Here is a 24,124-nt window from a genome sequence, read left to right as displayed (position 1 = left end):
CCCGCGACCCCGATACACCCGGCGTGTACCGATTGGTACAGTACCGGCTCATGAGCGATCGCCACGACGTGGTGCCGATACTCGCAGGGGTGTTCCGCGACCACGGATTCGACGGTTCGTCCCTCGCAGTCATCAGCAAGCAGACCGGCCTGGGCAAAGGCAGTCTCTATCACTACTTTCCGCGCGGAAAGCAGGAGATGGCCGAGGCCGTCCTCGACGACGTCGAGCAGTGGTTCCAACACAACGTGTTCGAACCGCTCCGGCACAGCACCGACGCCGCGTCGACCACGCACGCCATGTTCGAGCAGACCGCCCGATACTTTCGCTCCAATCGCCTGGTGTGCCTGTTCGGAGCGTTCACGCTCGGTCTGGAGCGAGCGGTCTTCTCCGGCCGCGTCGCAGCGCATTTCACCCACTGGATCGACGCACTCACCCCGGTACTGCGCCAGCTCGGGCACGGTGAATCGGCAGAAGAGCTGGCCGAGGAGATCGTGGCCGGGATCCAAGGGGCACTGGTGTTGTCGCGGGCCTCGAACGATGCGACGAGGTTCGATCGACTGTTGACGCGGCTGGAAGCCTCCACCGCACGCATTCCCGCAGGAGCACCCGCATGACGCCCGAGCCCATGGCACCGAACCCGGCACCCGAGCTGCGGAAGTTCGGGATACGAGAACTGTTGCGACTGATCGTGATCGGCTCGGTCCTGACGTACTTCCAATTCGTCGCGATCGGACGCTGGATTCGCACCCCGCGGCGCGGGTGGCCGGTGCACGCCTCGGAGGCGGTCGTCGACGCCTTCTTCGTTCTCGGACCCACGTTCGTCAAGGTCGGGCAGCTGATGGGCTCGTCGCCGGGGCTGTTCCCCAAGGTCCTCGCCGACACCTGTCTGCGCTGCCTCGACGAGGTTCCGCCGTTCCCCGGGTCGCAGGCCCGCGCGGTGATCGAGGCCGACCTGGGCCGGGGAATCGGCGACCTGTTCTCTTCGTTCGACGACGTGCCGCTCTCGTCCGCCTCGGTCGCTCAGGTGCATCTGTGTGTGCGCCGCGACAACGGCCGTGAAGTGGTCATGAAGGTGCAACGGCGAGGCATCTACCACCGAATGAAGATCGACCTGCGTATCGCGTACCTCATCGCCCGCGGACTCGAGAAGTTCATTCCGTTCTTCGCCACGGCCAACGCGTCGGCCATCATCGTCGACCTGCACGCTGCCACCTTCGCCGAACTCGACAGCGCCGTGGAAGCCAAGCGTCAGGACAGCTTTCGCGCGGCAATCGGCGCTTTCGGCGACAACGAGCACGTCACCGCTCCCGAGGTTTTCCTCGACTACTGCGGTGGCCGTGTCATCTGCATGGAGCGTATGCACGGTTCCCCGCTCGACCGCTACGAGCCGGGGGATCAGTCCGAGCTCATCGTTCGTCGCGCAGCCAAGGTCTGGATGGAAGCCCTTGTGCTGCACGGCCTGTTCCACGGCGACGTGCATGCGGGCAACGTCTGGGTTCTGGACGACGGCAGGGTGGCGTTCCTCGACTTCGGAGTCATGGGCGAGGTGGACGAGCAGTGGCGCGCGCTACTGCTCGACCTGTTCCACGCCACCGTGATCGACGGCGACTTCACCCGGCTCGCCGGCACCGTCAAACGGCTGGGAATCGTTGCCCCACAGATGGGTTCGGACGCCGAAGTCGGTGCGATCCTACAGTCGGTCTTCGCTCCGATGCTCTCGGCAACCCTCGCGCACTTCAGCCTGGCGGACTTCATTCGAGCGCTGGTTGGCATGGGCAAGCAGTACAAGACGTCGAGCCCGGAGGAGTTGATCCTGGTGGCCAAGCAGCTCGGCTACTTCGAGAGGTACGCAATCGAACTCGCGCCGAACTGGGCTCTGGGCACGGATCCGTTCGTGTTCAAGAATGTCTTCCCCGCCGAGATCGCCGCCCTGGCCGAGGCGAGGGGCGTCGAACTGCCGGAGTGAACCGGCAGTTCGACCACCCGTCACAGACTGAAGTCGAGCACCACTTTGCCTGCGGCAGTGCGGTTCTCCAGTGACGCGATGGCCGCCGCGGCATCGGCGGCCGGGAACACCGACGGCTCGGGTGCGCTGAGCGATCCATCGGCGAGCAGCGGTTCGATCTCGGCCCACTGCGTGGCGAGATAGCCCGGGCGCGTCATCCACCATGCACCCCAACCGACTCCGACGACGTCGACATTGTTGAGCAGCAATCGGTTGACCTTGACCGTGGGGATCTCGCCACCGGTGAAGCCCAGCACCAGGATTCGGCCCGCCGGCGCGAGCGAGCGGAGGCTGTCGGTGAACCGGTCGCCGCCCACCGGATCCACGACCACATCGACGCCGCGTCCGCCGGTCAGTTCCTTCACCGCGTCCTTCCACCCGTCGACGAGAACGACGTCGGTGGCTCCGGCCGAGCGGGCGATGTCGGCTTTGGCCTCCGAACTCACCACGGCGATCACCCGGGACGCACCGAGTACCGGAGCCATTCGCAGCGCCGAGGTTCCGATACCGCCCGCGGCACCGTGCACCAGCACGGTCTCGCCTGCTGCCAGCCGTCCGCGTTCACGCAGTGCGAAGTGCACCGTCAGGTCGTTGAACAACAGCCCAGCTCCTGCGGACAGGGACACCGACTCGGGCAGCGCGAAGACAGTGTCGGGTGAGACCACGGCGACCTCGGCCATGCCATCGCTCAAGCCCGTCAGCGCCGCGACGCGATCGCCGGCCGAAAAACCGGAGTCCGCCGGAGCCGACCGGACGACACCGGCGATCTCGCTTCCGGGAACGAACGGCAATTCCGGCTTGTACTGGTACAGCCCGCGGGTGAGCAGAGCGTCGGGAAAGGCAACGCCGGCGGCATGGACCTCGATGACCACCGAACCGTCGCGCGGGGCAGGCTCGTCGATGTGCACCACGCTCACCGAGTCGGGTCCGTCGAGGCTGGAGATCTGTACCGCGCGCATGAGTTGTCCTCTCGGTCGGGATCGTTCCCTGACGCCACCGTACAAAACAGCGAGTACGGCCGCCGCTACCGGCATGCAGTACAGGTGGTGTGCTCCAATCGAAGGATGAACACCACTCCCCTCACCGTCGTCCGGCCCGACGGGAACGCCCGTGGCGGCGTCATCGTCATCCAGGAAGCCTTCGGCGTCACCGACCACATCGTCGACGTCTGCAATCGGGTCGCGGCCGCAGGTTGGGCCGCCGTTGCTCCACATCTGTTCCACCGGCAGGACGGCGTCACCGTGCTCGACTACGCGGACATGGATTCGGCGATGGCGGCGATAGGGAAGCTGAAGGCGGACGAGGTGGACTCCGACGTGGACGCGGCGGCGAGTGCTCTCGCCGAATTGGGATTCGAGCCCTCGTCGATCGCCATCGTCGGCTTCTGTATGGGTGGCAGTGTGGCGTTCCAGACCGCTGTTCGACGCCCCCTCGGTGCGGCAGCGACATTCTACGGCGGCGGAATCACGAAGGGCCGCTTCGGCTATCCCGCGATGGCCTCGGTGGGCGACGCCCTCCAGACGCCATGGCACGGATTCTTCGGAGACCTGGACGAGGGCATCCCGTTCCAGGACGTCGAGACGTTGCGCGAGATCACCGCAACGGCCCCGGTCGATACCGAGATCACCCGTTACGCCCACGGCAAGCACGGGTTCCACTGCGACGACCGCCCTGCCGTGTTCGACGCCGATGCCGCTGCCGATGCCTGGGGCAAGACTCTCGAGTGGTTCGACGCCCATGTCGCACGCTGAGCAGCCGCGGTCCGACGCCGAACTCGCCGAGGAGACGGAACGGATCGTCGCCTTCTGGACCGAGCTGTCGTTGCCCGGTCTGTTCGACGTCCACACACACTTCATGCCGAAGAACGTGATGGACAAGGTGTGGAGTTACTTCGACAGTGCGGGCCCGCTCACCGGCAGCGTCTGGCCCATCTCCTATCGGTACGCCGAAGACCGACGGCTGGAGGTCATTCGAGGATTCGGGGTACGTCACTTCACCTCGATGATCTACCCGCACAAGCCGTCGATGGCGGCATGGCTCAACTCCTGGGGTGCCGACTTCGCGGCCCGGACCCCCGACTGCCTGCAGACCGCAACGTTCTACCCCGAGGACGGTGCCACCGAGTACGTCGAGCAGGCGTTGACGAACGGCGCTCGAATTTTCAAGTCGCACATCCAGGTCGGCAACTATTCACCGATCGATGCCTTGCTGGACGGCGTCTGGGGTGCGATCTCCGATGCCGAGGTACCCGTGGTGATCCATTGTGGATCAGGCCCGGCTCCCGGCACCCACACCGGACCGGAGTCCATTGCAGCACTGCTGCAACGGTTCCCGAAGCTGCCGTTGATCGTCGCGCACATGGGCATGCCCGAGTACGTCGACTTCCTCGACCTGGCCGATCGCTACGAGAACGTTCGACTGGACACCACGATGGCGTTCACCGACTTCTCGGAGGCGGGCGCACCGTTTCCGAGAAACGAGCTGCCACGACTGCTCGATCTACAGAATCGCATTCTGTTCGGCAGCGACTACCCGAACATCCCGTACCCGTATCTGCACGCCCTCCACGCAGTGCGCCGACTCGACCTGGGAGACGACTGGGTTCGGGCCGTGTGCTGGGAAAACGGGGCCGCACTGTTCGGCTGAGCACCCAAGGCAGAGCAGTTCTCTAGCCGACCCAGAACTCGGCGATACGCTCGGCGATGGCGTTGCCCTGCGCTCGTCCGGCCACCGCCGCAGCGGATCGGACGGCGACGTCGGTCGCGTCGGGTCCGATGGCAGCCGACGAATCGGCATCGGGTGCAATCACTTCCACCTTCGACCCGCCCTTCACCAGCCGCTCTCGTTCGATGTCGAAGGGATCGTGCTCCAGGTCGAGTGCGCCCACCCTGAACACCAGAACCTTCTCGAAACCGACTGCCAGATCAGCGTTTTCGCTCGCGCGGATACCTCCGTCGACGTAACGATGATCGCCGATCGTCACCGGCGGCCACATTCCCGGGATGGCGCAGCTCGCGGCCACCGCGTCGACCAGCTGAACGCCCGAGCCCCGATCGAGTACCCGATGCCGGCCGGTCAGCGCGTCGACGGTGACTATCCGCAGGTCGCGGTTCGGCCATGAGTGCGATGGCAGCCGTCGTTCGATGATGGCCCTGCGCTCACGCTCGGTGATCGTCGAGGCCGCCAGCGCCTCGCTGCCGATGCGCCGGCGAGTGTCGATGGCACTGCCGTCCGAATTCTGGGCCGCCCGAGCCAGCATGGAGACCAACTCGTCGATGGTCGCCTCGGCGTGCGGCTCGTCGTCCTGCTTCGCCTCGTCGGCTTGGCGCTCGAAGAACTCCGCGAGCGGAAGTCCGCTGGAGATCTGAGCTGCCACCGAGGAGCCGGCCGAGGTGCCGAGCAGCATCTCGGCATCGGTGACGTCGGCTCCCGATTCTGCCAATCCCAGTAGGACACCCGTCTCCCACGCAATACCTGCGACTCCGCCGCCGCCCAACACGAGTGCTCGCCTGGTCATGGTCGTACCCCCTTCTTCGAAAAGATCCGTCAGGAATTTACAGCGCCGGTGTGTACACGGGGACGCAGCCAAGCGATGAGGTCGTCGAGTACGCGCTCCTTCTCCGGTTCGTTGAACACTTCGTGGAACAGTCCGTCGTACTTCTTCAGGGTGAGGTCGTCGGATCCGGCACGTTCGGCGATCAGTTCGCTACCGGACACATCGGCCAATCCGTCCGCCGTCCCGTGCTGGAGCAGAACCGGGATCGTCAGCGACGGCAGACGCGCCGGAAAGGATTCGCCGGCACCCAGCATCGCCGCGGCCAGGCCCGCCGAGACACTGCCGTGGTAACCCAACGGATCGGCAACGTACGCGTCGACGACGTTCTTGTCCCGCGAGACGAGGTTGGGGTCGAGCTTCAGGACGGGAGCGCTCGGTACCATCCGTCCGAGGATCTTGCCCACCGCCACCAGGGCTTTCGGTTGCCCGACGCTGGGAACCACGGCTGGGCCGGACAGCATCAGACCGTCGAGGTCGGCCTGATGGTCGAGGGCGTAGGACAGTGCGATCGCGCCGCCCATACTGTGTCCGAGTAGGAACGTGCGCTGGTTCGGGTACTCGTCGGCTGCGATGCCGAACAGGGTGTGCAGGTCGTCGGTGAAGTCGGACCACTTCGCCAATGCCACCCGCTTGCCGCCGGAGCGCCCGTGTCCGCGGTGGTCGGGTGCGTAGACGACGAGCCCGAGTGAGCCGAGTCGTTCGATGACGTGGCGATACCTGCCTGCGTGTTCGGCCAGGCCGTGGGCCAGCACGAGAATCCCGGTCGGCGTGTTCTCGGGGGTCCAGACGTCGTAGACGATTCGGGTTCCGTGAACTCCGACGAACGACGACTCGACATGCTTCATGCGGTCACCGTACAAGGGCGGCGGGGACTGCGACGGCCCATCGGCGAACCCGAGAAGATTTGCTCGAGTAACTAACCCGATGGACCGAGCGATGTCATTGTGAGACGCCACTACGGGCGGGCCTCGACCCCGAGGCGCGGCACAGACCAGGAGTTACGAATCCAGAATGCGTGAAGAGTCCGCCACGAGCACGTCGCCGCGGTGGCGCGACCCCAAGCGCTATCTGTGGCCGCTGGGATTGACGATTCCTCTGAGTCCGTTCCTGGCCTGGGGTCTGGTGACCCTCCTCGGTCCCGGTGCCTTCTGGACCCTGGGCCTGATGATCATGGGCATCGCGCTGCCCCTGGTGGACAAATTCGCCGGTGTCGACCGCAGCAATCCCCCGGACGAGGCGATCGCCGCGCTGGAGAAGGACCCCTACTACCGGTGGTGCGTCTATCTGTTCCTGCCGCTTCAGTACGCGGGGCTCGTTGCCGCCTGTTACCTCTGGGCGCACGGACCGCTGGGGGTTCCCGAGCGAATCGGTCTGGCCATCACCGTCGGCATCGTCGGCGGCGTCGGCATCAATGCCGCCCACGAACTGGGCCACAAACGTGCGCGCCTCGAACGTTGGCTCTCGAAGGTGACGTTGGCGCAGACTCTGTACGGCCACTTCTACGTCGAACACAATCACGGCCATCACCTGCGTGTTGCCACCCCGGAGGATCCGGCGTCGGCGAAATTCGGTGAGTCGTTCTGGAAGTTTCTGCCACGCACCATCGTTCACGGTCTGCGCTCGGCCTGGGAGCTCGAGTCCCGACGCCTCGCCCGGCAGGGGCTGTCGCGGTGGACGTACCGAAACAATCTGTTCAACGCCGCGGCCATGAGCGTCGCGCTGTTCGGCGTACTGATCGCCGTCTTCGGCACCGTGATCGTGCCGTATCTGATGCTGCAGGCCGCGATCGCCATCGTCCTGTACGAGGCGGCCAACTACCTGGAGCACTACGGGCTGCTGCGTCAGAGGCGGCCCAGCGGGCGATACGGCAAACCGACTCACCGGGACAGCTGGAACAGCGATCACCTGTGGAGCAATCTGTTTCTGTACCACCTGCAACGACACAGCGATCATCACGCGAATCCGGTGCGCCGATACCAGGCTCTGCGCACCGTCGACGAGTCCCCGCAGCTACCGGCCGGATACGCGGTGATGATCTTCTGCTCGCTGGTTCCGCCGCTGTGGCGCCGGGTGATGGACCGACGACTGATCGATTTCTACGACGGTGACGCAGACCTCGTCAACGTCGATCGGTCCGACCCCAGGGCAGTGCGGAAGCTCGAGCAGCTGTGTGTCGAGCGAGCCGAGGCACACCGATAGTTCACACTGCTGCAGGCTCGTCGGTCTGTGCGCGCAGGTAGCGACCGAAGTGCGGGACCGTGAACGCGATGGTTCCGCGCTCGGCCGAGTAGATCAGGCCCTTCTTGATCAGGCCGTCGCGGGCCGGGGACAGTGACGCCGGCTTGCGTCCCAGCTCGGTGGCCACGGCCGAGGTCGGCACCGAACCGTCGTCCACCGACAGTTCGGCCATCGCACGCATGTATTCGCGCTCGGCCGGTGTCGCCCGTTCGTAGCGAGAACCGAAGAATCCGACGGCCAGTTCCTCTTCCGCCGTCGGGGCGGCGACGCGCACGTCCTCGACGGTGATCGGGGTATCGGCTGCCAGATCCCACGTCGCCTTGCCGTATGCCTGGACGAAATACGGGTAGCCGTCGGCGGCCGCGTACAGCGCGTCCAGAGCTTCCGGAGTGAACTCGACGTCCTCCCGGTCGGCCGGAGCGATCAGGGCCAGATCTGCTGCGGCCCGCTCGAGCCGTCCGATGCGGTGGTAGCTGAACAGGCGCTCGGAGTAACTCTTGGACGCCGACAGCACCGCAGGCAGGTGCGGCAATCCGGCTCCGACGATGATCAGCGGGGCGGTGTCCTGACTGAGTTCGTGGCAGGCCGCACACAGCGCGGAGATGTCTGCGGGCCCGAGGTCCTGCATCTCGTCGATGAAGATGGCGATGCCCACGCCCACGTCCCCGGCCAGCGCTGAGGCGTCGAGCAGCAGTTCCACGAGGTCGATCTCGATGTCGCCGGAGTCGGCGCGGCCGGTCTTCGCCGGGACGTCGATGCCTGGTTGCCACCGCTCCCGCATGCCCTTGTCAGCGGTGGAGCGCAGGGCGAAGGCCTTGAGCACGCCGAGGAAGTCGTCGACGCGTTCGGGATCGCGATGCGAGGCCGCGATCCCGCGGACGGCCATGTGCAGCGCCGAGGACAGTGGTCGACGCAGTTCCTGGTCGGGGCGAGCCTCGATCTTGCCGGTGCCCCAGCCGCGCGCGATCGCTGCGGATCGGAGCTGGTTGAGCAGCACCGTTTTCCCGACGCCTCGCAGCCCGGTGAGAACGACACTGCGTTCCGGTCGGCCGCGGGTGATGCGTTCGAGCACGACGTCGAAGGCGTCGAGCTGCTTCTTTCGGCCTGCGAGCTCGGGTGGGCGCTGGCCGGCGCCGGGAGCGTAGGGGTTACGCACGGGGTCCATGGGGCCAAAGTTACAACCAAACGAGAGATATATGCGGACATCTAGCTCGTGTCCTAGAGATGTGTATTCACTCGATACTTGCGCGCGGCCGCGCTGAAGGACTAACTTCGCGGATGTGAAGCGCATTCTCGTAGTACGCCGCCGTAGCGGGGTCTGATTCGGACCGACCCCTCGCTGCGGGTCGTCGTGCTCTCTCGGTCCTCCCTTCACATTCGCCAGGACCACTCCCATGAATGCACTTGCTTCTACTCTCGCCACAGATCCGTTCCACTCCCGATTCGGCTGCCCACTGCCGCGCACCATGTGCGACGCGATCACCTGGCGGCACATGTCGTGGGCGAACTTCACCGAACGCTTCTCACCCACCACCGGGCCACTCCGCCTGGGGTCATGGACTGCCTGCAGGGCACCAGGCGGCAGAACCGAATTCGACGCCACCTTCGGTATCGGCGACACCATCATCACCTGTGCCGCAAGGGCTTACGGGCCGATCGAGGCACTGACGTCCATGCTCTACGACGCCGGCTTCCGCATCGAGATTCTCTCGTTTCACCAGCAGAGCATCGATTCGGAGACAGCCACCTTCGTGCTGGCCGAGCGGGACGGTCGACGCGAATGGTCGATGGGCATGGATGCCGACGCCACCCTGTCGTCTATCAAGGCAGTCGTCGCCGGGGCCAACCTTCTGCATCGGTAGTGCTTTCTTCGCCTGTCTAGCCATTGCGCAAGACAGGCGAAGATCTCGCTAGGGAATCTCGATCGTCTCGGCTCGGTGGACTTCGGCCAGTGCCCTGCGCAGATACGTTTCGGCCCGGCCGCGGCGTACCGCGAGCAGGTCCGCAACCACCAACACGGCATGCGCCGGACGGGGCCTGGAGCGGGATTGCTCGTCCGTATCTGCAACACCCAGGGCTCCGGTGAGCACCTCGACGAACCCTGCGATATCCAGATTCGGCAACCAGTCCGCGCTACGCACGGTTCGGCCGAGCACCTCCTGGACGTTCTCGCCGGTCAATCCGTCGCTGTATACCTCCTCGAGCAACGTGCGTACCATTTCGGCATGCTCGTGCCCGGCCTGCGCCGAGTCCGAGCGGCCCAACAACTCGACGGCATCGTCGAACGCCACCGAATCCCGCGCGGCCACTGCTGCGAGGGCATCGTTCGTGGCGTCCGCGATCTTTCGAACCTCGGTCGGCCACTCGGCAGGCCACGTGATGGGGACGGTGCTCGGGGGAACAGCCGCTGGGGAGGGGTCGGTCATTGCAGAAGTCTCTCATTCACGACCGACACGGTTCCTTTTACATGTAACTGGTGTTTATACTAAGTTGCGCATTGTGGCATCGGCCACACATGCGAACGTGGAGGAGGTGGACTCGATGAGCGAGCGGAAAGTCGTCGCATCGGATCCCGGCGAAGTGATGCTGCAGGCCAGGAACGTCAAGTTCGACTGGACCGATCTACCTATGCACTGGGTGCCGGGCGATCCGTACACCACGCACGTACTCAACGTGCTGCATCTCCTGCTTCCCGCAGGCGAGCACTGGTTCGTCGACACGTTCAAAGAAGCTCTGCCCTACATCGACGACGAGAAGCTGCGCGACGACGTCATCGGCTTCATCGGCCAGGAAGCCGTGCACGCCGAGGCCCACACCGGTGTCCTCGTCCATCTTCAGGCCAAAGGCCTAGACCCCACACCGTTCACCGACCAGATGGAGTGGGCCTTCGGCAAGGTCCTCGGATCCGACTCGGTGACCAGTCTGCGATCGAAGAACAACCTGGTCGAGCGCCTGGCCCTGATCGCCGCGATCGAACACGTGACGGCATTTCTCGGCGACTGGGTGCTCAACGCCGACGGTCTCGATCGCGCAGGCATCCACCCGACCATGCTCGACCTGCTGCGCTGGCACGGTGCCGAAGAGGTCGAGCATCGCTCGGTCGCGTACGACACGCTGCGCTACTTCGACAAGCGCGAGGTTCGGCGGCTGCGCACGTTCGTGGTGGTCGTGCCGTTGATGGCCTACATCTGGATGCGCGGGATCATCTTCCTGATGAAGAACGATCCGGAGCTGCAGACCGCGCCGAAATCCGTACGCAAGCCTCGCTCGGCACTGTGGAGAAAATCTGTCCGCCGCGGCACTCTGCCCGCCTTGACGCACGTCGGTCGCAGCATGTCCCGCTACCTCAAGAAGTCGTACCACCCCAGCCAGGAAGGCTCGACCGCGCAGGCCGTCCGGTACCTCGCATCCTCGCCTGCAGCGCAGGCTGCGGCCAGGTGAAGCTCACCTCGCGCCGGGTGCCGCGACTGCTCCCCAAGGATGCGCCGCCGGATCTGCGTGGACGGGCACGGCCCGATCGCTCGATGCAGCTCCTCGGCACATTCCTCAACGGCTACATGCATGCGGCTGCCGGCACGGAGTACAACGACGCAGTCGCCGGCCACAATCCCGATTCCGCGCTGAGATTGGTCGTCACCGATCGCGAGATCGTCGCCGAGGACAACGATGTCGCCGCCCTCACCCTCGCGTCGCCGACGGGCGATCAGCTGCCGATCTGGCATCCCGGCTGTCATCTCGATCTACATCTGCCCTCGGGCCGTCGTCGGCAGTACTCACTGTGCGGCGACCCTGCCGATCGCAGCTCCTACCGGATCGCGGTACGCCGAATCCCCACCGGCGCAGGTGGCTCCATCGAGATGCACGGTCTGCAGCCGGGCACCGAGGTCATCGTCCGCGGGCCGCGCAACGGGTTTCCGTTCGTGGGCGAGGGCAGTGCCCTGTTCATCGCGGGCGGAATCGGCATCACTCCCATCATCGCAATGGTCAGAGCTGCACGGATTCTCGGCATGGACTGGCAGTTCGTGTACTGCGGTCGGTCTCGCGACACGATGCCCTTCCTCGACGAGATCGAGAGCTGGGAATCGGACCGCGTGTTCATCCGCACCGACGACGTGCACGGCTACCCCACCGAGGGCGAGTTGCTCGAGCGCGCGCCGGCAGGAGGTGCCGTCTATTGCTGCGGCCCGACCCCCATGCTCGACGCCGTCCGCCGCGACTTTCGCCAGTGCCCGGCCACCGCATTGCATTTCGAGCGCTTCGGTCCGCCACCGATTCTGGACGGCACACCGTTCGAGGTACAGCTGATCAGCACCGGTGCAGTCCTCGACGTCGCCGCCGACGCCTCCGTGTTGACCGCGGTCAAGGCCCAGCGACCCAATATCGCGTACTCGTGCCAGCAGGGCTTCTGCGGCACCTGCAAGGTCCGAGTGCTCTCCGGTGAGCCCGAGCATCTGGAATCACGATTGACGCCGGAAGAGCAGCGCGATCACATGCTGATCTGCGTCTCCCGCGCACGCAGCGGGCGTCTCGTACTCGATCTATAGAACGGAAAACTGTTGAGCAACAACGCGGTTCGTACGACGGTCGTCAACGAGGGAATTCGCCTCGCGGTGTTCGAGAGCGGTAACCCCGACGGCGATCCCATCGTGCTCGTGCACGGCTGGCCCGATACTCACGAACTGTGGAGCCACATCGTGCCGCAGCTCGAGGACCGCTTCCGGGTGATCAGCTACGACTCGCGTGGAGCCGGCGAGAGCACGGTCCCCACTGAGCAATCCGCGTACAAATTGGCGCGGCTGGCCTCGGATTTCTATGCCGTTGCCGATGCGGTCAGCCCCGACGCTCCCGTTCACGTGCTCGCTCACGACTGGGGTGCCGTGGAGGTATGGGAGGCGGCAGCCCAACCGCAGGCGAAGGACCGAATTCGCTCCTACACATCGATTTCGGGACCCAACCTCGACCATCTCGGTAAGTGGTCGCAGTCGCGGCTCCGCAAACCCACCCTCACCGGCATCAAGCAGGTCCTGGCCCAGACGCGAGCGTCCTGGTACACCGTCACCTTCCACATCCCCGGCCTGTCGACGCTGCGTATCAAGCGACAGTTCGCCAAAGGTTGGCCGGCGTTCCTCCAGGAGTTCTCGGGAGTCGACCCGAAGCTCGTCACCCAGAACCCCACGCTGTGGTCGGATGCGACCAACGGCACCAATCTGTATCGTGCCAACATCATTCCGCGCCTGGGCAAGCCACGTGACCGGTACATCGACATCCCGGTGCATCTCATCGTCAACACCGAGGACGTCGCCGTGCGTCCTTACCACTACGACGACACCGGCAAGTGGGTGAAAGACCTGACCCGCAACGATATTCCCGCCGGGCACTGGTCGCCGATCTCCCATGCCGACGACATCGCCAGACTGACAACAGAATTCATCGACTCGCTGAACTGATGGGCTGATGGGCTGATGGGCTGATGGGTCAGGGGACCAGTACCAGCTTGTGACGGGTACGTGGGGCTCGCTCCCATGCACTCGCGACCTCTGCCAGTGGGACGTTCTCGTACTCCACGGTGATCTTGCCGGCCGCGGCCCAGTCGGTCAGGGTGCGATACGACTGTGAGGTTGCTTCGGGTCCGTAATGCATCGGCATGAACCCGTGGACACTCGCACCGAGCGACCGCATCAACTGAGCCGGTACGGTGATCTCGGCACCGGCTCGGTCACCGATCTGCACCAGCCGAACGAGCCGGTTTCCTGCGCGCAGTGCCGCCAGAGCCACTGCGCCCCAAACATAATCGACGACAACATCAGCTCCGGAGGACGCCGTCCGAATGGCCGAGCTCAACTCGTCGACGTTCTGGTCGCCGATGGCAACCGTGGCCGTGGCCCCGAGATCACGGGTGGATTCGAGTGCGGCCTCATCGCGTCCCACGACCGTGATCGATCCTGCACCGAGCAACCGCGCCGTCTGCACCGCAAGACGCCCGACCACCCCGGTCCCGCCGAGGATCACGACGTTCTCCCCTGGCTTCATTCGACCCCCATGGGTCAGTGGCATCAACGCCGCAAGGCCGGCATTTCCCAGCGTCGCGGCGGTCGAGAAGTCCAGCCCTTCAGGTAGTTCGATGAGCGACGTCGTCGGTACCAACGCCTGCTGAGCCATCGAACCGTAGGGCGAGACGGGCGGGGAGAAGTACACTCGCCGACCGTCCGACGTCGTACCGGCGCCTTCGATGCCGCTCACGGTTGGAAGTGACTTCGGGCTCAAATAGTGCGTGCCGGAGGCGATCACCACGTCGACTGCATTGAGCGTTGCGGCCGCAACGTCGATGACCTCCATACCCTCGGCCGGTGCCGGCTCGGCGTGATCGGCGTACCTCGGCACTCCGAACTCGGTCAGGACTGCTGCTTTCATATCCACCTCTTCGACGAATTGGCATTCACTGAATCGAGATTCAGTGTGTATCGTGACGGCAGAGATGTCAACGGGAGGTAGGAAGCGGTGGCAGGCACCACGAGGGCGCAGCAGGCGGAACAGACCCGACACGAGCTGGAGAGCGCGGCCCGCGTCGTGTTCGCCCGTTCCGGCTATCTCAACACCAAGATCGTCGACATCACCAGACAGGCGGGCCGGGCAGCGGGGTCGTTCTACAACCACTACTCAGGCAAGGACGAACTGCTGTTGGCGCTCGCCGAGCAGATCGGCGTGGATGCCGACGTCATCGTTGCCACCCAGGACCCGGCGGCGCGCGAGCACCCGACGATGCGCCCCCACGTCGAGGTGTTCTGGCAGTTGTTCACTCGACACCGCGTGGTGATCGATGCCCTCCGCGATGCGGCGCTGGTCAATGCGGACTTCGCACAGCGGATACAGCGATTCACGCAGGTGCAGTTCGAGCCCTGGGTCGACCGGCTCGCGAATTTCGAGAAGGCAGGCGTCGAGCTACCGGCATCCCCTGCCACCACCGCGATGCTGATCGGCGGGGCGGCGGAGAACTTCGCCCGGCTGTGGCAGGGCTCGCCCGAGGACGGTCTCGACGCTCTGGTGACGTTCGTCGATCGAGGAGTCTTCGGGCCTGCCGCTCAGTGAGCCAGGTGCCCACGCAACGTCGACTCCGCGTATTCGGATCGAAACAGCCTGCGCTGCTGCAGGATAGGGACCACCTGATCGACGAAGTCGACGAGCGATTCCGGGTAGCGCGGACACATGAGGTTGAATCCGTCGGCACCGCGGCCGATCCACGACTCCATCTCGTCGGCGATGGACTCCGGTGTGCCGATCATCGTTGCGTGCCCGCCGCCGGCAGCCAGCGTGCCGAGCAGTTCTCGCACGGTGGGAGCGTCCTTCTCGACGATCCGCAGAATCGTCTCGTAACGGCCTTGCGGGCCGGTGAACTCGGACGCCGGCGGCAATGCCGGTACCGGGGCATCGAGTTCCCAAGCAGCACAGTCCTGCCCGGTGAACGTCGACAACATCGCCAGTGACTCCTCGGTGGGGAGCAGCCGATCCAGCTCGGACTTCTTTCGGCGGGCCTCGTCCATCGTCGATCCGATGTACGTCACCAACCCCGGCATGATTCCCACTGCCGCGCTGTCGCGGCCCGCATTCCGGATTCGCGTCTTCACGTCCTCGTAATAGCTCTGCGCTGCAACGAGATCGTAGGCGACGGCATAGATCGCCTCGGCGTACTTCGCCGCGAGATCACGACCCGGACCCGACGCCCCGGCCTGGAACAGCACCGGCCGACCCTGCGGTGAACGCGGCACCGTCAACGGACCGTCGACGCGAAAGTGTTTGCCGTCGTGATCGATGGCATGCACCTTGGTCGGGTCGGCGTAAGCGCCGGCGCGATCGAGTGTCAACGCGTCTGTATCCCACGAATCCCAGAGCGCCAGAGCGGTATCGACGAACTCTTCGGCGCGGGCATAGCGTTCCTCACGAGCGGGGATGCCGTCCATTCCGTGATTGCGCGCCTCGGCGTCGAACATAGAGGTGACGACGTTCCAGCCCGCCCGGCCGCCGCTGATGTGATCCAACGACGCCAACATGCGCGCGGCATGGAAAGGGGTGTAGAACGTCGAGGACACGGTGGTGACCAACCCGATATGGGTGGTCGCTCTGGCCATGGCCGACAGAGCGGTGATCGGCTCGAGAAACCAGGTCCCTGCCCCGGCCGGGTCTCGCACCGAATGTCCGTCCGCGAAGAACACCGCGTCGAACTTGCCCCGCTCGGCGAGCTGCGCAAGTTCCTCGTAGTACGAGATATTGCCCAGGTCCTCCACTCGCGAATCGGGATGACGCCACGCCGCGCTGTGGTGACCGCAGCCGTAGAGAAACGCGTTGAGATGCACGTCAGTCCTTGACCAGACCGCCGTCGACCACCAGATTCTGGCCGGTCACCGACCGCGCCCACGGTGAGGCGAAGAACAACAGGGCATCGGCGAACTCCTCCGGGGTGGTGACCCGTTGCAGCGGGGTCGAGGCCGCGATGAAGTCGAACACCTCGGCCGGGGTGGCGGCACTGGCATCGGTGGTGCGCAGCAGCCCACCCGAGACCATGTTGACGGTGATGTTGTCCGCGCCGAGGTCCGCGGACAGAGTACGGGTCAGCGAGAGCAGTGCGGCCTTGGACGCGGTGTAGTCGTGGTACGGCACCACCGGATTCTGGAACAAGTTGGTGCCCACGTTGATGATTCGGCCGAAACCCACCTCACGCATACCCGGCAGCGCCGCCTGGGTGGTGAGCAACGCTGCACGGACACTGCCGCGCAGCTGAGCGTCGAAGCGGTCCCAGGTGATGGTGTCGGCCTTGGGGCGGGCATCACCGTCGAAGGAGAAGTCGGCCAGTGCGTTGTTGACGACGGTGGTGATCGGGGTGCCGAAATGCTCACGCGCCGAGTCGAACACCGTGGCCACCGCGCTCTCGTCGGTCACGTCACCCTGAACCGCGACAGCATTTCCGCCGAGGCGGTCGGCCAGCGCTTCGGCGGCTTCTTTGCTGTTGCGGTAGTCGATCACCACGCGTGCGCCCTCACCGGCGAACGCAGCGGCGATCGCTGCTCCCAGTCCGCGGCCGCCGCCGGTGATCAACACTGTCTGCTCGTCGAATTTCATGCGCCTCGCCTCTCGTTCGAGGTCGGGACCGTCACGAGGGGACAGGAATACCGAACGTCACGACATTCCCTTCGCTGGTCCTAACCAGATCAGGTTCGACGGGTGTGATCTCAGCCCTGTCGGGCACCCCGTGTCGCGCTCGACTGTACCCATCGGGGTCGGCAAGGTGCTGCATTGCCGTCGCTACGGATCTCTAGCTCAGTTGATAGATACCGGAATACGACGATGACAAGTTACTGTGCCGCCATGACCGAACGCGTCTACCTGGAGTATCGCCTCGACGAGAACGTGATCTTCGTCCTCGACCACCGCACGGTCGAGGCGTTCGACGCCGCCGTGAGGGTGGCGGCCGGCGGGCGCTGTCGGTGGCACGTGGATCAACTCGGCGTGGACGCGAAGCCGACGCGCGGCGGCACCAAGATCGTGCTCGGTCTGCGAGCACCCGACGGCAGCATCGGCTACTCGGGCGACCGAATGAAGTTCACCGTCACCGACGAACAGCTGCCGCATCTGCTGGCTTTCTTCGACCGCGCGAAGGCGGCCAGGGCCCTCAGCCGATGACGGCCCAGCCGTGCGGCGGAACGCTCACCCGTCCGTCGTTCAGGTGCGCCTCACCGGCCAGCACCTCGCTGCCCTGAGCCGGGTAGTCGATGGCGTCGTCGCCGAGATTGAGCGCAACCGTCATCGAATTGCCGTCCGCCTCGACGCGGTAGAGCAGCGCCGTGTTGGTGAGCTCGAGCGTCTCGGTGCGGGCGGAGTACAACCACGAGTTCCGACGCCGCAGACCGATGAGCTCCTGATGAACTCGAAACACGGGCCAGCCGTACGGGGCCAGATCGTCCGGGGACTCGGGGTACTCGGGACGCACCTCGTCGTCGCCGCCCACGCGGTCTTCCTTCATGCCTCGGAACGCCTGCTCGTCGCCGTAGTAGATCATCGGCATACCGCCCACGGTGAACAGAACCACCAACGCGTGCAGCAGATGTCGTTCGTCCTCGACGACGCTGGCGATGCGATTGACGTCGTGATTTCCGACGAACGTGGCGGGTACGAAGGCGTCGAGCCAGCCGTTGTGGCGCTCCAACGCGTGCGAGAGCTCGAAGAAGTTCTTCTCGCTCAGGCCACTCCAGATCGCCTTCCACAGTTCGTACTGGGTGACCGAGTCCAGCGTGGAGGCCGAGACGATGCGGTCGTAGTCGCCGTGGATGACCTCGCCGAGAAAATATGCGTCCGAATGCTTCTCACGGACCTTCGGCAACACTGCGGCCCAGAAGCGCGGCGAGACAGCGTAGGCGGCGTCGAGCCGCCAGGCATCGACGCCGCGTTCGAGCCAGTGCGAGAGCACGTCCACGACGTACTGCTGCACGTGCGGACTCTCATGATTGAGCGCAACCAGTTCGTCGTGGCCCTCGAAGTTGCGATGCGTCGGCTCGTCGCCGGACCAGTCCAGATGAAACCACCCTGCGGCCTCGGAGTCCGGGCCCTCGGCCAATGCCTGTCGGAACTTCGGAAAGCTCTGCGCCACATGGTTGAATACGCCATCGAACATGACCTTCAGGCCCCGCGAATGCGCAGCGGCGATCAGAGAGTCGATGTCCTCGTCCGTACCCAGCCTGCCGTCGACGTGGTAGTAGTCGACGGTGTCGTAGCCGTGCTTCTCGGATTCGAAGATCGGACCGAGGGCGATGCCCGACGCGCCGAGCTCGAGTGCGTAGTCGAGCCACTTCTCGATTCTGTTCAGCCGGTGCAGATCCGACTGCGATTCGCCGTCCCAGCCGTGTACCGGTGCGCCGGTGAAGCCGAGCGGGTACAGGTGCCACCAGATAGCGTGCTTCGTCCACTCCATCAGGACTCCATGATGGAGTCGCGGCTCAATTCGCCTGCGCCGGTGTGACCCGACAGGCTCGTCACCAGATCGAATTCTGCCAGCAGGCAACGCAATACGTGGGCAACACCTTCTTGCCCACCGAGTGCGAGGCCGTACAGGAACGGCCTGCCGAGCAGTACCGCATCGGCTCCGAGCGCCAGTGCCTTGGCCATGTCGGCTCCGGTGCGCACGCCCGAGTCGAACAGGATCGTCAGTTCGTCACCGACCGCATCGACGATGGACGGCAACGCGTCGAGTGACGGCCTCGCACCGTCGATCTGACGTCCGCCGTGGTTGGAGACGACGATGCCGTCGACTCCGTGCGCTGCAGCCTCCCTGGCGTCGCCGACGGTGCAGATTCCCTTGAGGACGATCGGCCCGCTCCAGTGCTCCCGCAGGAATGCCAGGTTCTTCCACGACAGCCCGGGGTTGGGGAACATCTGCGCCCAATGCATCGCGGCTGCAACAGGATTCTCCTCGACGGGCTGCGCCAGTCCGGCCTGGAACGCCGGATCGCTCAGGTAGTTCTCGATGCCGAGATTGGCGAGGAAGGGAAGGTACCCGCGGTCGAGATCGGCAGGCCGCCAGCCCAGCAGCGTCGTGTCGAGAGTGAGCACCAATGTGGTGAATCCGGTGTCCTTCGCGCGCTGCAGGAAGCTCAGCAGTACCGATTCATCCGTCGGCCAGTACAACTGGTACCAGCGCGGGGCATCGCCACCCGCCTCGGCGATCTGCTCGAACGAATGCGATGCCTGCGTCGAATGGATGTACGGCACACCGAGTTCCGCGGCCGCCCGAACCGTCGCGAGCTCGCCGTCGGGATGGGCGAGAGTCTGGATGCCGACGGGCGCGATCAGCAGTGGAGCGGGCATGTCGGTGCCGAGCACGGTGCATGCGTGATCACGCGAGGCCGAACTGCGGAGCATCCGCGGCGTGATGGCCCATCTGTCGAACGCTGTCCGGTTGGCCCGCGCCGTCGATCCGCTGCCCGCACTGGCGACGATGTAGCCCAGTGCCTCGGGCGAAAGCTTCTCGGCGGCTTGATCCTCCAGCCGCGCCAGGTTGGTGGTGATCGGCGGGGTCTGCTGGGCGAACATCCCGGCGGCGTAGATGCCGAGTTGGTGATCGCTGAAGTTGCTGGGCCTGGCCTCGGTCATCGTTCGACCCTACCGGGGCACCGCCGCGGATCGGGTGAGAAATGCGTCGAGCAGGGCCGAGCACCGCGCCCGAGCCGCAAGTTCGGCGTCGGCGATCTCTCGCCTGATCTCGTGCACGTCCACCCCGTGTTCGACGCCGTCGCGGTCCCATGCAGCGGCCCATGCGTCGTAGGTGTCGAGGTCGATCTCGGGGTGGAACTGCAACCCGAGGTGCGGGCCGAACACGAAGGCCTGTTGCGCCGCCTCGTTGCGGGCGATCACCGTGGCCTGCGGGGGAGCGGTGAACGTATCGCCGTGGAACTCCATCCATGGGCCAGGGGCGACGAGCTCGGGATCGGAGGTCTCGACGTCGACGAATCCGTACTCGGGATGCTCGGACTTGCGAACGGTGCCGCCGAGCACCCGAGCGAGCAGCTGCCCGCCGAAGCACACACCCAGGATCGGGACCTGCGCGTCGATGGCGTCCTGTACGTAGGCGATTTCCGGTGCGAGCCACGTCAGCGTGTCGTCGTACGCGGCATCGGGTGAACCCATCACCACCACCAACTGCGCGCCGGACAGCGACGGCGGTGCGACATCGGGGCTGTGGTCGAAGGAGTGCACGTCCAACTGGAAACCCCTGGCGCGCAATTCGGCGTCGAGGGTGCCGATGTCGCGACGCGCGAGAGCCGGGTCCTGATCGTGGACGAGTACTACGGCTCGTGGGTCGTTCGGGTATGTCACAGGGCTCCTTTACGGTGTTCGTGCACACCGTACGACAGACTGGATCCGATGCCACCTCGTAGACGCACAGCCCGATCCACCACTGCCCGCACCGTCAAGGCCGGGCAGAGCAGTGCCGCGCGAAAGTTCGCGGCCGCGAAGAACGGCGAGCCCGCCGCAGCACAGAAGAAAGCTGCCCCGAAGAAGGCTGCCCCGAAAAAAGCTGCACCACGCAAGAGAGCAGCTCCACGCAAGACCTCGTCCCGCAAGGCTGCAGCACCGGATCTCCGGGTTCCCGATCCCGGCGAGCGCGTCTGGGTGCTGGACGTTCCGTTCGAGGACAGGTCGGCGGCGGGTGCGGCCGGCGCGCGCTGGTATCCGGGTCCGCGGGTCTTCGCCTACTACGGCACCGAGTTGCCGGAGTACCTGCAGCCCTACGAGTCGATGCCGTACAGCCTGCAGCGGTGGCTCGAGGACGACGCCAACGAGACATGGCGTGACGAGGTGGTTCGGGAGCGCGCGATGCAGCCTCGTGACACGCAGCTCGAATCGGTACGACGGCATCTCGCTGCCCTCGAGGCCGGGTTCCCGTACTTCGCGCAGATGGATTCGACGGGTCTGGGCAAGACGCTCGCGGTATGCGAGGCCGTTCGGCAGATGTCGGCGGCCGAGATCGGGACCGTACTGGTGGCTGCGCCCAAGGGCGCGTTGCCCGGGTGGCGTCGAACCATTGCCGACAGCGAAGCCGATATCGAGCCGTCCGATCGCAAACGCTGGCTGTTGATCACGTATCAGTCGACGAAGAAGCTGCTGTCGGTGCCGCCGGAGACCGACCTGGGCAAACGTAAACGGACACAGAACAAGCGGACCATCTCACTCGGTGAATTGCGGTTCGACATCGACGTGGTGATCGCCGACGAATCGCACGCGTTGATGAACATCGAGTCCCAGCAGTCGCAGATTCTCTGGCGATATCAGGAGGCTGCTCGCTCGGTGGTGTGGATGTCTGCCACCCCCGGGTACCAGCCGTTGCACTTCGCGTACATGGCTCGCGCGGTGGAGCGCAGTCGCGGAGTCGAGATCCTGGGCGACGACGAATATCTCGGGTACGCGGTGACGATGAAGTGGGCCGAATTCCTCATCGAACACGGGTTCGCCGTCAAGGCAGGCAAGGCCACGACGGGGCTGACGACGTGGCGATGGGAGCCCGAGGACGCTGCTCGACGCGAACGCGACATCGCGTCCGTACACGGCTGGTTGTCGGGAGGCGCTGTGCCGTGGTCGATTTCGCGGCCGTCACCACCTACTCCTCGCGAGCCGCTCGGACAGGAACTCACTGCGGCACAGAAGCGGCTGTACAACTCCGCGTGGGTGGACTACCGCAAAGAGGTGGGCCTGCCGATCTGGAAAGCCGTCGGCGGTCGACGAGTGTTGCAGAAGAATCCGAGCACCCGCGCCGCGACGCTGCGGTTTCGCCAGAAGTGCTCGTATCTACGAATTCCAGCGTCGGCGGACCAAGTGCGGACGTGGGTGAAGGCCGGCAATCAGGTGTTCGTCTCGATGTTCTATCGGGAGTCGGTCGCTGCGCTCGCGCAGACTCTGCGCGACGAGGGTCTCGATGTCGCCGTGGTCGACGGCAGTATGAGCAGCCCCGAGCAGGAAGCGTCGATCAGACGTTTTCAGACCGGCGACGCGTCGGTCATCGTGTCGACCACCACCAGTGCGATCAACCTGCACACCAACGAGTTGCTGCTCCCTGAGGGGACGGTGTCCACACTCGCACCGCGCGTGACGCTGATCCACGATCCTCGGTGGACCCCCATCGACATCAGGCAAATCGAGGGGCGCGCCAACCGAATAGACAAGGACCACAACCACACGACGTCGACCTGCTACTACGGCTACGCCGAGGGCACCGTCGAGGAGGAGATGGTGCTCACCGGCATCGAACGTATCGCGGATCTGGGATCCATCGTCGGGCAGGCGGATCTGATCGACCCGGAGGCATTCCTCGCAGCAAAAGTGGATGCCGGAAAATAGCGACAATCGTGATCGAACCTCCACCTGACGGGGGTACGTTCGGTCGTATCGGCTCTTCGCCGATATCGGGCTCGTCTCGACGCCAGGAGTAGTCATGATCGTTCTCGGAATCATCCTCGCCCTTGTCGGCTATTTCGCCGGCATTTCAATCTTGACGACTGTCGGCATCATTTTGGTGGTCGTCGGCGCGGTTCTGACGGTGCTCGGTTCGATGGGGCGCGCAGTCGGTGGCCGCAAGACGTGGTATTGACATACGCGTTAGAACATACGTTCGATTTCTGTTAGTCTGATCCGGCCCCCGGAGTTGGCGATGCAGCCAGCGGAGCCACTTCGGGCGGTCCACATCGGACTGTATGGATCCTCGAAGGCGGTCGCACGCGATGGCACTCGAACCCGACCCTGCGGCCGGCTCGCTGTATCGCGTCGGGGACCGGTGGGCCGAGAGAGCACCCGCGCGATGCGGCAACGGTCATCGGCTCGTCGCAGGATCGGTTCTCGTCGGTTCACGGGCGTGTTCGTGCGAACTCGGGCATCACCGGACTCATCAGTGCCAGTCCTGCGGCGTCGTGAGATTCACTCCCGAACTGGGTCCGTCGTGCAGTGATGCGAGCTTCGATTCGCGGGCTGCGCGCGCCCGGCCTGCCGTCGTGGACAATCGTGTTCATGAACGAGGTCATGAAGAACAGTGAAACCGCGGTCGACCTGGGTCGACTGAGACACGACTTCACGCGATTCATGATGAGCTACAAGTTCGGGATCGACGAGCTGATCACCAAGATCAACATCCTCAAGCAGGAATTCACCCACATTCACCGCTACAGCCCCATCGAGCACGTCTCGTCGAGGTTGAAGACGCCCGAGAGCATCATCGACAAGGCCCGGCGCAAGAAGTGCGCCCTGACTCTCGATGCGATTCGCGAGAACATCTTCGACGTCGCCGGAGTGCGCATCACCTGCAGCTTCATTTCCGACACCTACCGCATCGCAGACATGCTCAGCAGCCAGAGCGATGTGCGCGTCGTGGAGGTCAAGGACTACATCGCGAACCCGAAACGCAACGGCTACAAGAGTTTGCACCTGATCGTCGAGATCCCGGTGTTCATGTCCGACCGCGTCCAGCCGGTGCTCGTCGAACTGCAGATCCGAACCATCGCAATGGACTTCTGGGCAAGCTTGGAACACAAGATCTTCTACAAGTACCGCGGAGAAATTCCCCCAACTCTGCTGGCCGAACTGACCGAGGCCGCCGAGAGCGCGAACAAGCTCGACGAGAAGATGGAAAGACTGCACGACGAGGTGACGGAGCTGAACGGCGATGCCGAGAACTCGATCACCCTCGGTTCGATGCCACCGTTGGCCTTGCCGCCGGAGTTGTTGCACATGCTGCTCACGGCGCAGGCCGACGCGATCGACCCGGAGTAGAGACCCGCACTACGACAAACCCCGCT

Annotated in this window: 25 protein-coding genes and 1 riboswitch; of the genes, 14 read left to right on the top strand and 11 right to left on the bottom strand. The window is 64.8% G+C overall.

Going from position 1 to position 24,124, the window contains the following annotated elements; all coding sequences use genetic code 11:
• Nucleotides 1-50: 50 nt before the first annotated feature.
• Together CH275_RS09095 and CH275_RS09090 are read left to right on the top strand one after the other, a co-directional pair.
• Complete coding sequence (locus CH275_RS09095) at nucleotides 51-614, top strand: TetR/AcrR family transcriptional regulator (protein ID WP_179276052.1); 564 nt, start codon at nucleotides 51-53, stop codon at nucleotides 612-614.
• Nucleotides 611-1,966 (top strand): ABC1 kinase family protein, encoded by a 1,356-nt coding sequence (locus tag CH275_RS09090; RefSeq protein ID WP_094677165.1) that lies wholly within the window; start codon nucleotides 611-613, stop codon nucleotides 1,964-1,966. The genes CH275_RS09095 and CH275_RS09090 overlap by 4 nt, the downstream gene beginning before the upstream one ends.
• 20 nt (nucleotides 1,967-1,986) lie before the next feature.
• Here the strand turns inward: CH275_RS09090 and CH275_RS09085 are convergent, their stop codons facing one another.
• Nucleotides 1,987-2,964 (bottom strand): NADPH:quinone oxidoreductase family protein, encoded by a 978-nt coding sequence (locus CH275_RS09085; RefSeq protein WP_094677163.1) that lies wholly within the window; start codon nucleotides 2,962-2,964, stop codon nucleotides 1,987-1,989.
• A 105-nt stretch (nucleotides 2,965-3,069) separates the two neighbouring features.
• Between CH275_RS09085 and CH275_RS09080 the strand changes: the two genes are divergently transcribed.
• Both CH275_RS09080 and CH275_RS09075 read left to right on the top strand, forming a co-directional pair.
• On the top strand, nucleotides 3,070-3,756 hold the full coding sequence (locus CH275_RS09080; protein ID WP_094677161.1) for a dienelactone hydrolase family protein: 687 nt from the start codon (nucleotides 3,070-3,072) through the stop codon (nucleotides 3,754-3,756).
• Nucleotides 3,743-4,651 carry an amidohydrolase family protein gene (locus CH275_RS09075; protein ID WP_094677159.1) on the top strand — a complete coding sequence of 303 codons (909 nt, stop codon included), beginning with the start codon at nucleotides 3,743-3,745 and terminating at the stop codon, nucleotides 4,649-4,651. The genes CH275_RS09080 and CH275_RS09075 overlap by 14 nt, the downstream gene beginning before the upstream one ends.
• Before the next feature lie 22 nt (nucleotides 4,652-4,673).
• Here the strand turns inward: CH275_RS09075 and CH275_RS09070 are convergent, their stop codons facing one another.
• Together CH275_RS09070 and CH275_RS09065 are read right to left on the bottom strand one after the other, a co-directional pair.
• Nucleotides 4,674-5,522, bottom strand: a complete 849-nt coding sequence (locus CH275_RS09070) for a patatin-like phospholipase family protein (RefSeq protein WP_094677157.1) — start codon at nucleotides 5,520-5,522, stop codon at nucleotides 4,674-4,676.
• Nucleotides 5,523-5,551: 29 nt separating this feature from the next.
• Nucleotides 5,552-6,406, bottom strand: coding sequence for an alpha/beta hydrolase (locus CH275_RS09065; protein ID WP_094677399.1), 855 nt, complete (start codon nucleotides 6,404-6,406; stop codon nucleotides 5,552-5,554).
• 166 nt (nucleotides 6,407-6,572) lie between these two features.
• Here CH275_RS09065 and CH275_RS09060 point away from each other — a divergent pair, with 166 nt between their 5' ends.
• Nucleotides 6,573-7,760 (top strand): alkane 1-monooxygenase, encoded by a 1,188-nt coding sequence (locus CH275_RS09060; RefSeq protein WP_094677155.1) that lies wholly within the window; start codon nucleotides 6,573-6,575, stop codon nucleotides 7,758-7,760.
• Nucleotide 7,761: 1 nt separating this feature from the next.
• On the opposite strand, the gene CH275_RS09055 is transcribed toward CH275_RS09060, so the two are convergent.
• Complete coding sequence (locus CH275_RS09055; RefSeq protein WP_094677153.1) at nucleotides 7,762-8,964, bottom strand: ATP-binding protein; 1,203 nt, start codon at nucleotides 8,962-8,964, stop codon at nucleotides 7,762-7,764.
• A gap of 229 nt (nucleotides 8,965-9,193) precedes the next feature.
• On the opposite strand from CH275_RS09055, the gene CH275_RS09050 reads away from it, so the two are divergent.
• Nucleotides 9,194-9,661, top strand: coding sequence for an alpha-isopropylmalate synthase regulatory domain-containing protein (locus CH275_RS09050; protein WP_094677151.1), 468 nt, complete (start codon nucleotides 9,194-9,196; stop codon nucleotides 9,659-9,661).
• Nucleotides 9,662-9,709: 48 nt separating this feature from the next.
• Here CH275_RS09050 and CH275_RS09045 read toward each other — a convergent pair whose 3' ends face one another.
• A complete protein-coding gene (locus CH275_RS09045; protein WP_179276051.1) occupies nucleotides 9,710-10,225 on the bottom strand; it encodes a hypothetical protein in 516 nt (171 codons plus the stop codon).
• A 115-nt stretch (nucleotides 10,226-10,340) separates the two neighbouring features.
• Between CH275_RS09045 and CH275_RS09040 the strand changes: the two genes are divergently transcribed.
• The 3 genes from CH275_RS09040 to CH275_RS09030 are packed head-to-tail and all read left to right on the top strand — an operon-like array spanning nucleotide 10,341 to nucleotide 13,246.
• The gene (locus CH275_RS09040; RefSeq protein ID WP_094677393.1) at nucleotides 10,341-11,240 is read left to right on the top strand and encodes a metal-dependent hydrolase; all 900 of its coding nucleotides are present in this window, start codon (nucleotides 10,341-10,343) and stop codon (nucleotides 11,238-11,240) included.
• A complete protein-coding gene (locus CH275_RS09035; RefSeq protein WP_179276050.1) occupies nucleotides 11,237-12,343 on the top strand; it encodes a PDR/VanB family oxidoreductase in 1,107 nt (368 codons plus the stop codon). Before CH275_RS09040 ends, CH275_RS09035 begins: the two co-directional genes overlap by 4 nt.
• 12 nt (nucleotides 12,344-12,355) lie before the next feature.
• Nucleotides 12,356-13,246, top strand: a complete 891-nt coding sequence (locus CH275_RS09030) for an alpha/beta fold hydrolase (protein WP_094677149.1) — start codon at nucleotides 12,356-12,358, stop codon at nucleotides 13,244-13,246.
• Between the two features lie 28 nt (nucleotides 13,247-13,274).
• Here CH275_RS09030 and CH275_RS09025 read toward each other — a convergent pair whose 3' ends face one another.
• On the bottom strand, nucleotides 13,275-14,210 hold the full coding sequence (locus CH275_RS09025) for a quinone oxidoreductase family protein (RefSeq protein WP_094677147.1): 936 nt from the start codon (nucleotides 14,208-14,210) through the stop codon (nucleotides 13,275-13,277).
• 87 nt (nucleotides 14,211-14,297) lie between these two features.
• Between CH275_RS09025 and CH275_RS09020 the strand changes: the two genes are divergently transcribed.
• Complete coding sequence (locus CH275_RS09020) at nucleotides 14,298-14,885, top strand: TetR/AcrR family transcriptional regulator (RefSeq protein WP_094677145.1); 588 nt, start codon at nucleotides 14,298-14,300, stop codon at nucleotides 14,883-14,885.
• Here the strand turns inward: CH275_RS09020 and CH275_RS09015 are convergent.
• Nucleotides 14,879-16,147: an LLM class flavin-dependent oxidoreductase gene (locus tag CH275_RS09015; RefSeq protein ID WP_094677143.1), complete on the bottom strand. Its 1,269-nt coding sequence runs from the start codon at nucleotides 16,145-16,147 to the stop codon at nucleotides 14,879-14,881. The genes CH275_RS09020 and CH275_RS09015 overlap by 7 nt on opposite strands.
• Before the next feature lies 1 nt (nucleotide 16,148).
• The gene (locus tag CH275_RS09010; protein ID WP_094677141.1) at nucleotides 16,149-16,910 is read right to left on the bottom strand and encodes a 3-oxoacyl-ACP reductase; all 762 of its coding nucleotides are present in this window, start codon (nucleotides 16,908-16,910) and stop codon (nucleotides 16,149-16,151) included.
• 48 nt (nucleotides 16,911-16,958) lie between these two features.
• A riboswitch (TPP riboswitch) is annotated at nucleotides 16,959-17,051 on the bottom strand.
• A gap of 105 nt (nucleotides 17,052-17,156) precedes the next feature.
• Here CH275_RS09010 and CH275_RS09005 point away from each other — a divergent pair.
• Nucleotides 17,157-17,471, top strand: a complete 315-nt coding sequence (locus CH275_RS09005) for a hypothetical protein (protein WP_094677139.1) — start codon at nucleotides 17,157-17,159, stop codon at nucleotides 17,469-17,471.
• Here CH275_RS09005 and CH275_RS09000 read toward each other — a convergent pair.
• The 3 genes from CH275_RS09000 to CH275_RS08990 are packed head-to-tail and all read right to left on the bottom strand — an operon-like array spanning nucleotide 17,461 to nucleotide 20,657.
• Nucleotides 17,461-18,756, bottom strand: a complete 1,296-nt coding sequence (locus CH275_RS09000; protein WP_094677137.1) for an alpha-amylase family glycosyl hydrolase — start codon at nucleotides 18,754-18,756, stop codon at nucleotides 17,461-17,463. The genes CH275_RS09005 and CH275_RS09000 overlap by 11 nt on opposite strands.
• Nucleotides 18,756-19,934 (bottom strand): alpha-hydroxy-acid oxidizing protein, encoded by a 1,179-nt coding sequence (locus CH275_RS08995; RefSeq protein ID WP_094677135.1) that lies wholly within the window; start codon nucleotides 19,932-19,934, stop codon nucleotides 18,756-18,758. Before CH275_RS08995 ends, CH275_RS09000 begins: the two co-directional genes overlap by 1 nt.
• 9 nt (nucleotides 19,935-19,943) lie before the next feature.
• A complete protein-coding gene (locus tag CH275_RS08990; protein ID WP_094677391.1) occupies nucleotides 19,944-20,657 on the bottom strand; it encodes a type 1 glutamine amidotransferase in 714 nt (237 codons plus the stop codon).
• Nucleotides 20,658-20,705: 48 nt separating this feature from the next.
• On the opposite strand from CH275_RS08990, the gene CH275_RS08985 reads away from it, so the two are divergent.
• From CH275_RS08985 to CH275_RS08975, 3 genes are all read left to right on the top strand, one after another.
• Nucleotides 20,706-22,676 (top strand): helicase-related protein, encoded by a 1,971-nt coding sequence (locus CH275_RS08985; protein WP_256990931.1) that lies wholly within the window; start codon nucleotides 20,706-20,708, stop codon nucleotides 22,674-22,676.
• Nucleotides 22,677-22,770: 94 nt separating this feature from the next.
• Complete coding sequence (locus CH275_RS29420; protein WP_094677133.1) at nucleotides 22,771-22,926, top strand: DUF6131 family protein; 156 nt, start codon at nucleotides 22,771-22,773, stop codon at nucleotides 22,924-22,926.
• A 413-nt stretch (nucleotides 22,927-23,339) separates the two neighbouring features.
• On the top strand, nucleotides 23,340-24,098 hold the full coding sequence (locus tag CH275_RS08975; protein ID WP_094677131.1) for a GTP pyrophosphokinase: 759 nt from the start codon (nucleotides 23,340-23,342) through the stop codon (nucleotides 24,096-24,098).
• Nucleotides 24,099-24,124 lie beyond the last annotated feature (26 nt).

Source organism: Rhodococcus sp. 06-235-1A (assembly GCF_002258785.1).
Lineage (GTDB): Bacteria > Actinomycetota > Actinomycetes > Mycobacteriales > Mycobacteriaceae > Rhodococcoides.
Note: the sequence above shows the minus strand (reverse complement) of the source record. Positions and strands in the feature narration are given on the sequence as shown.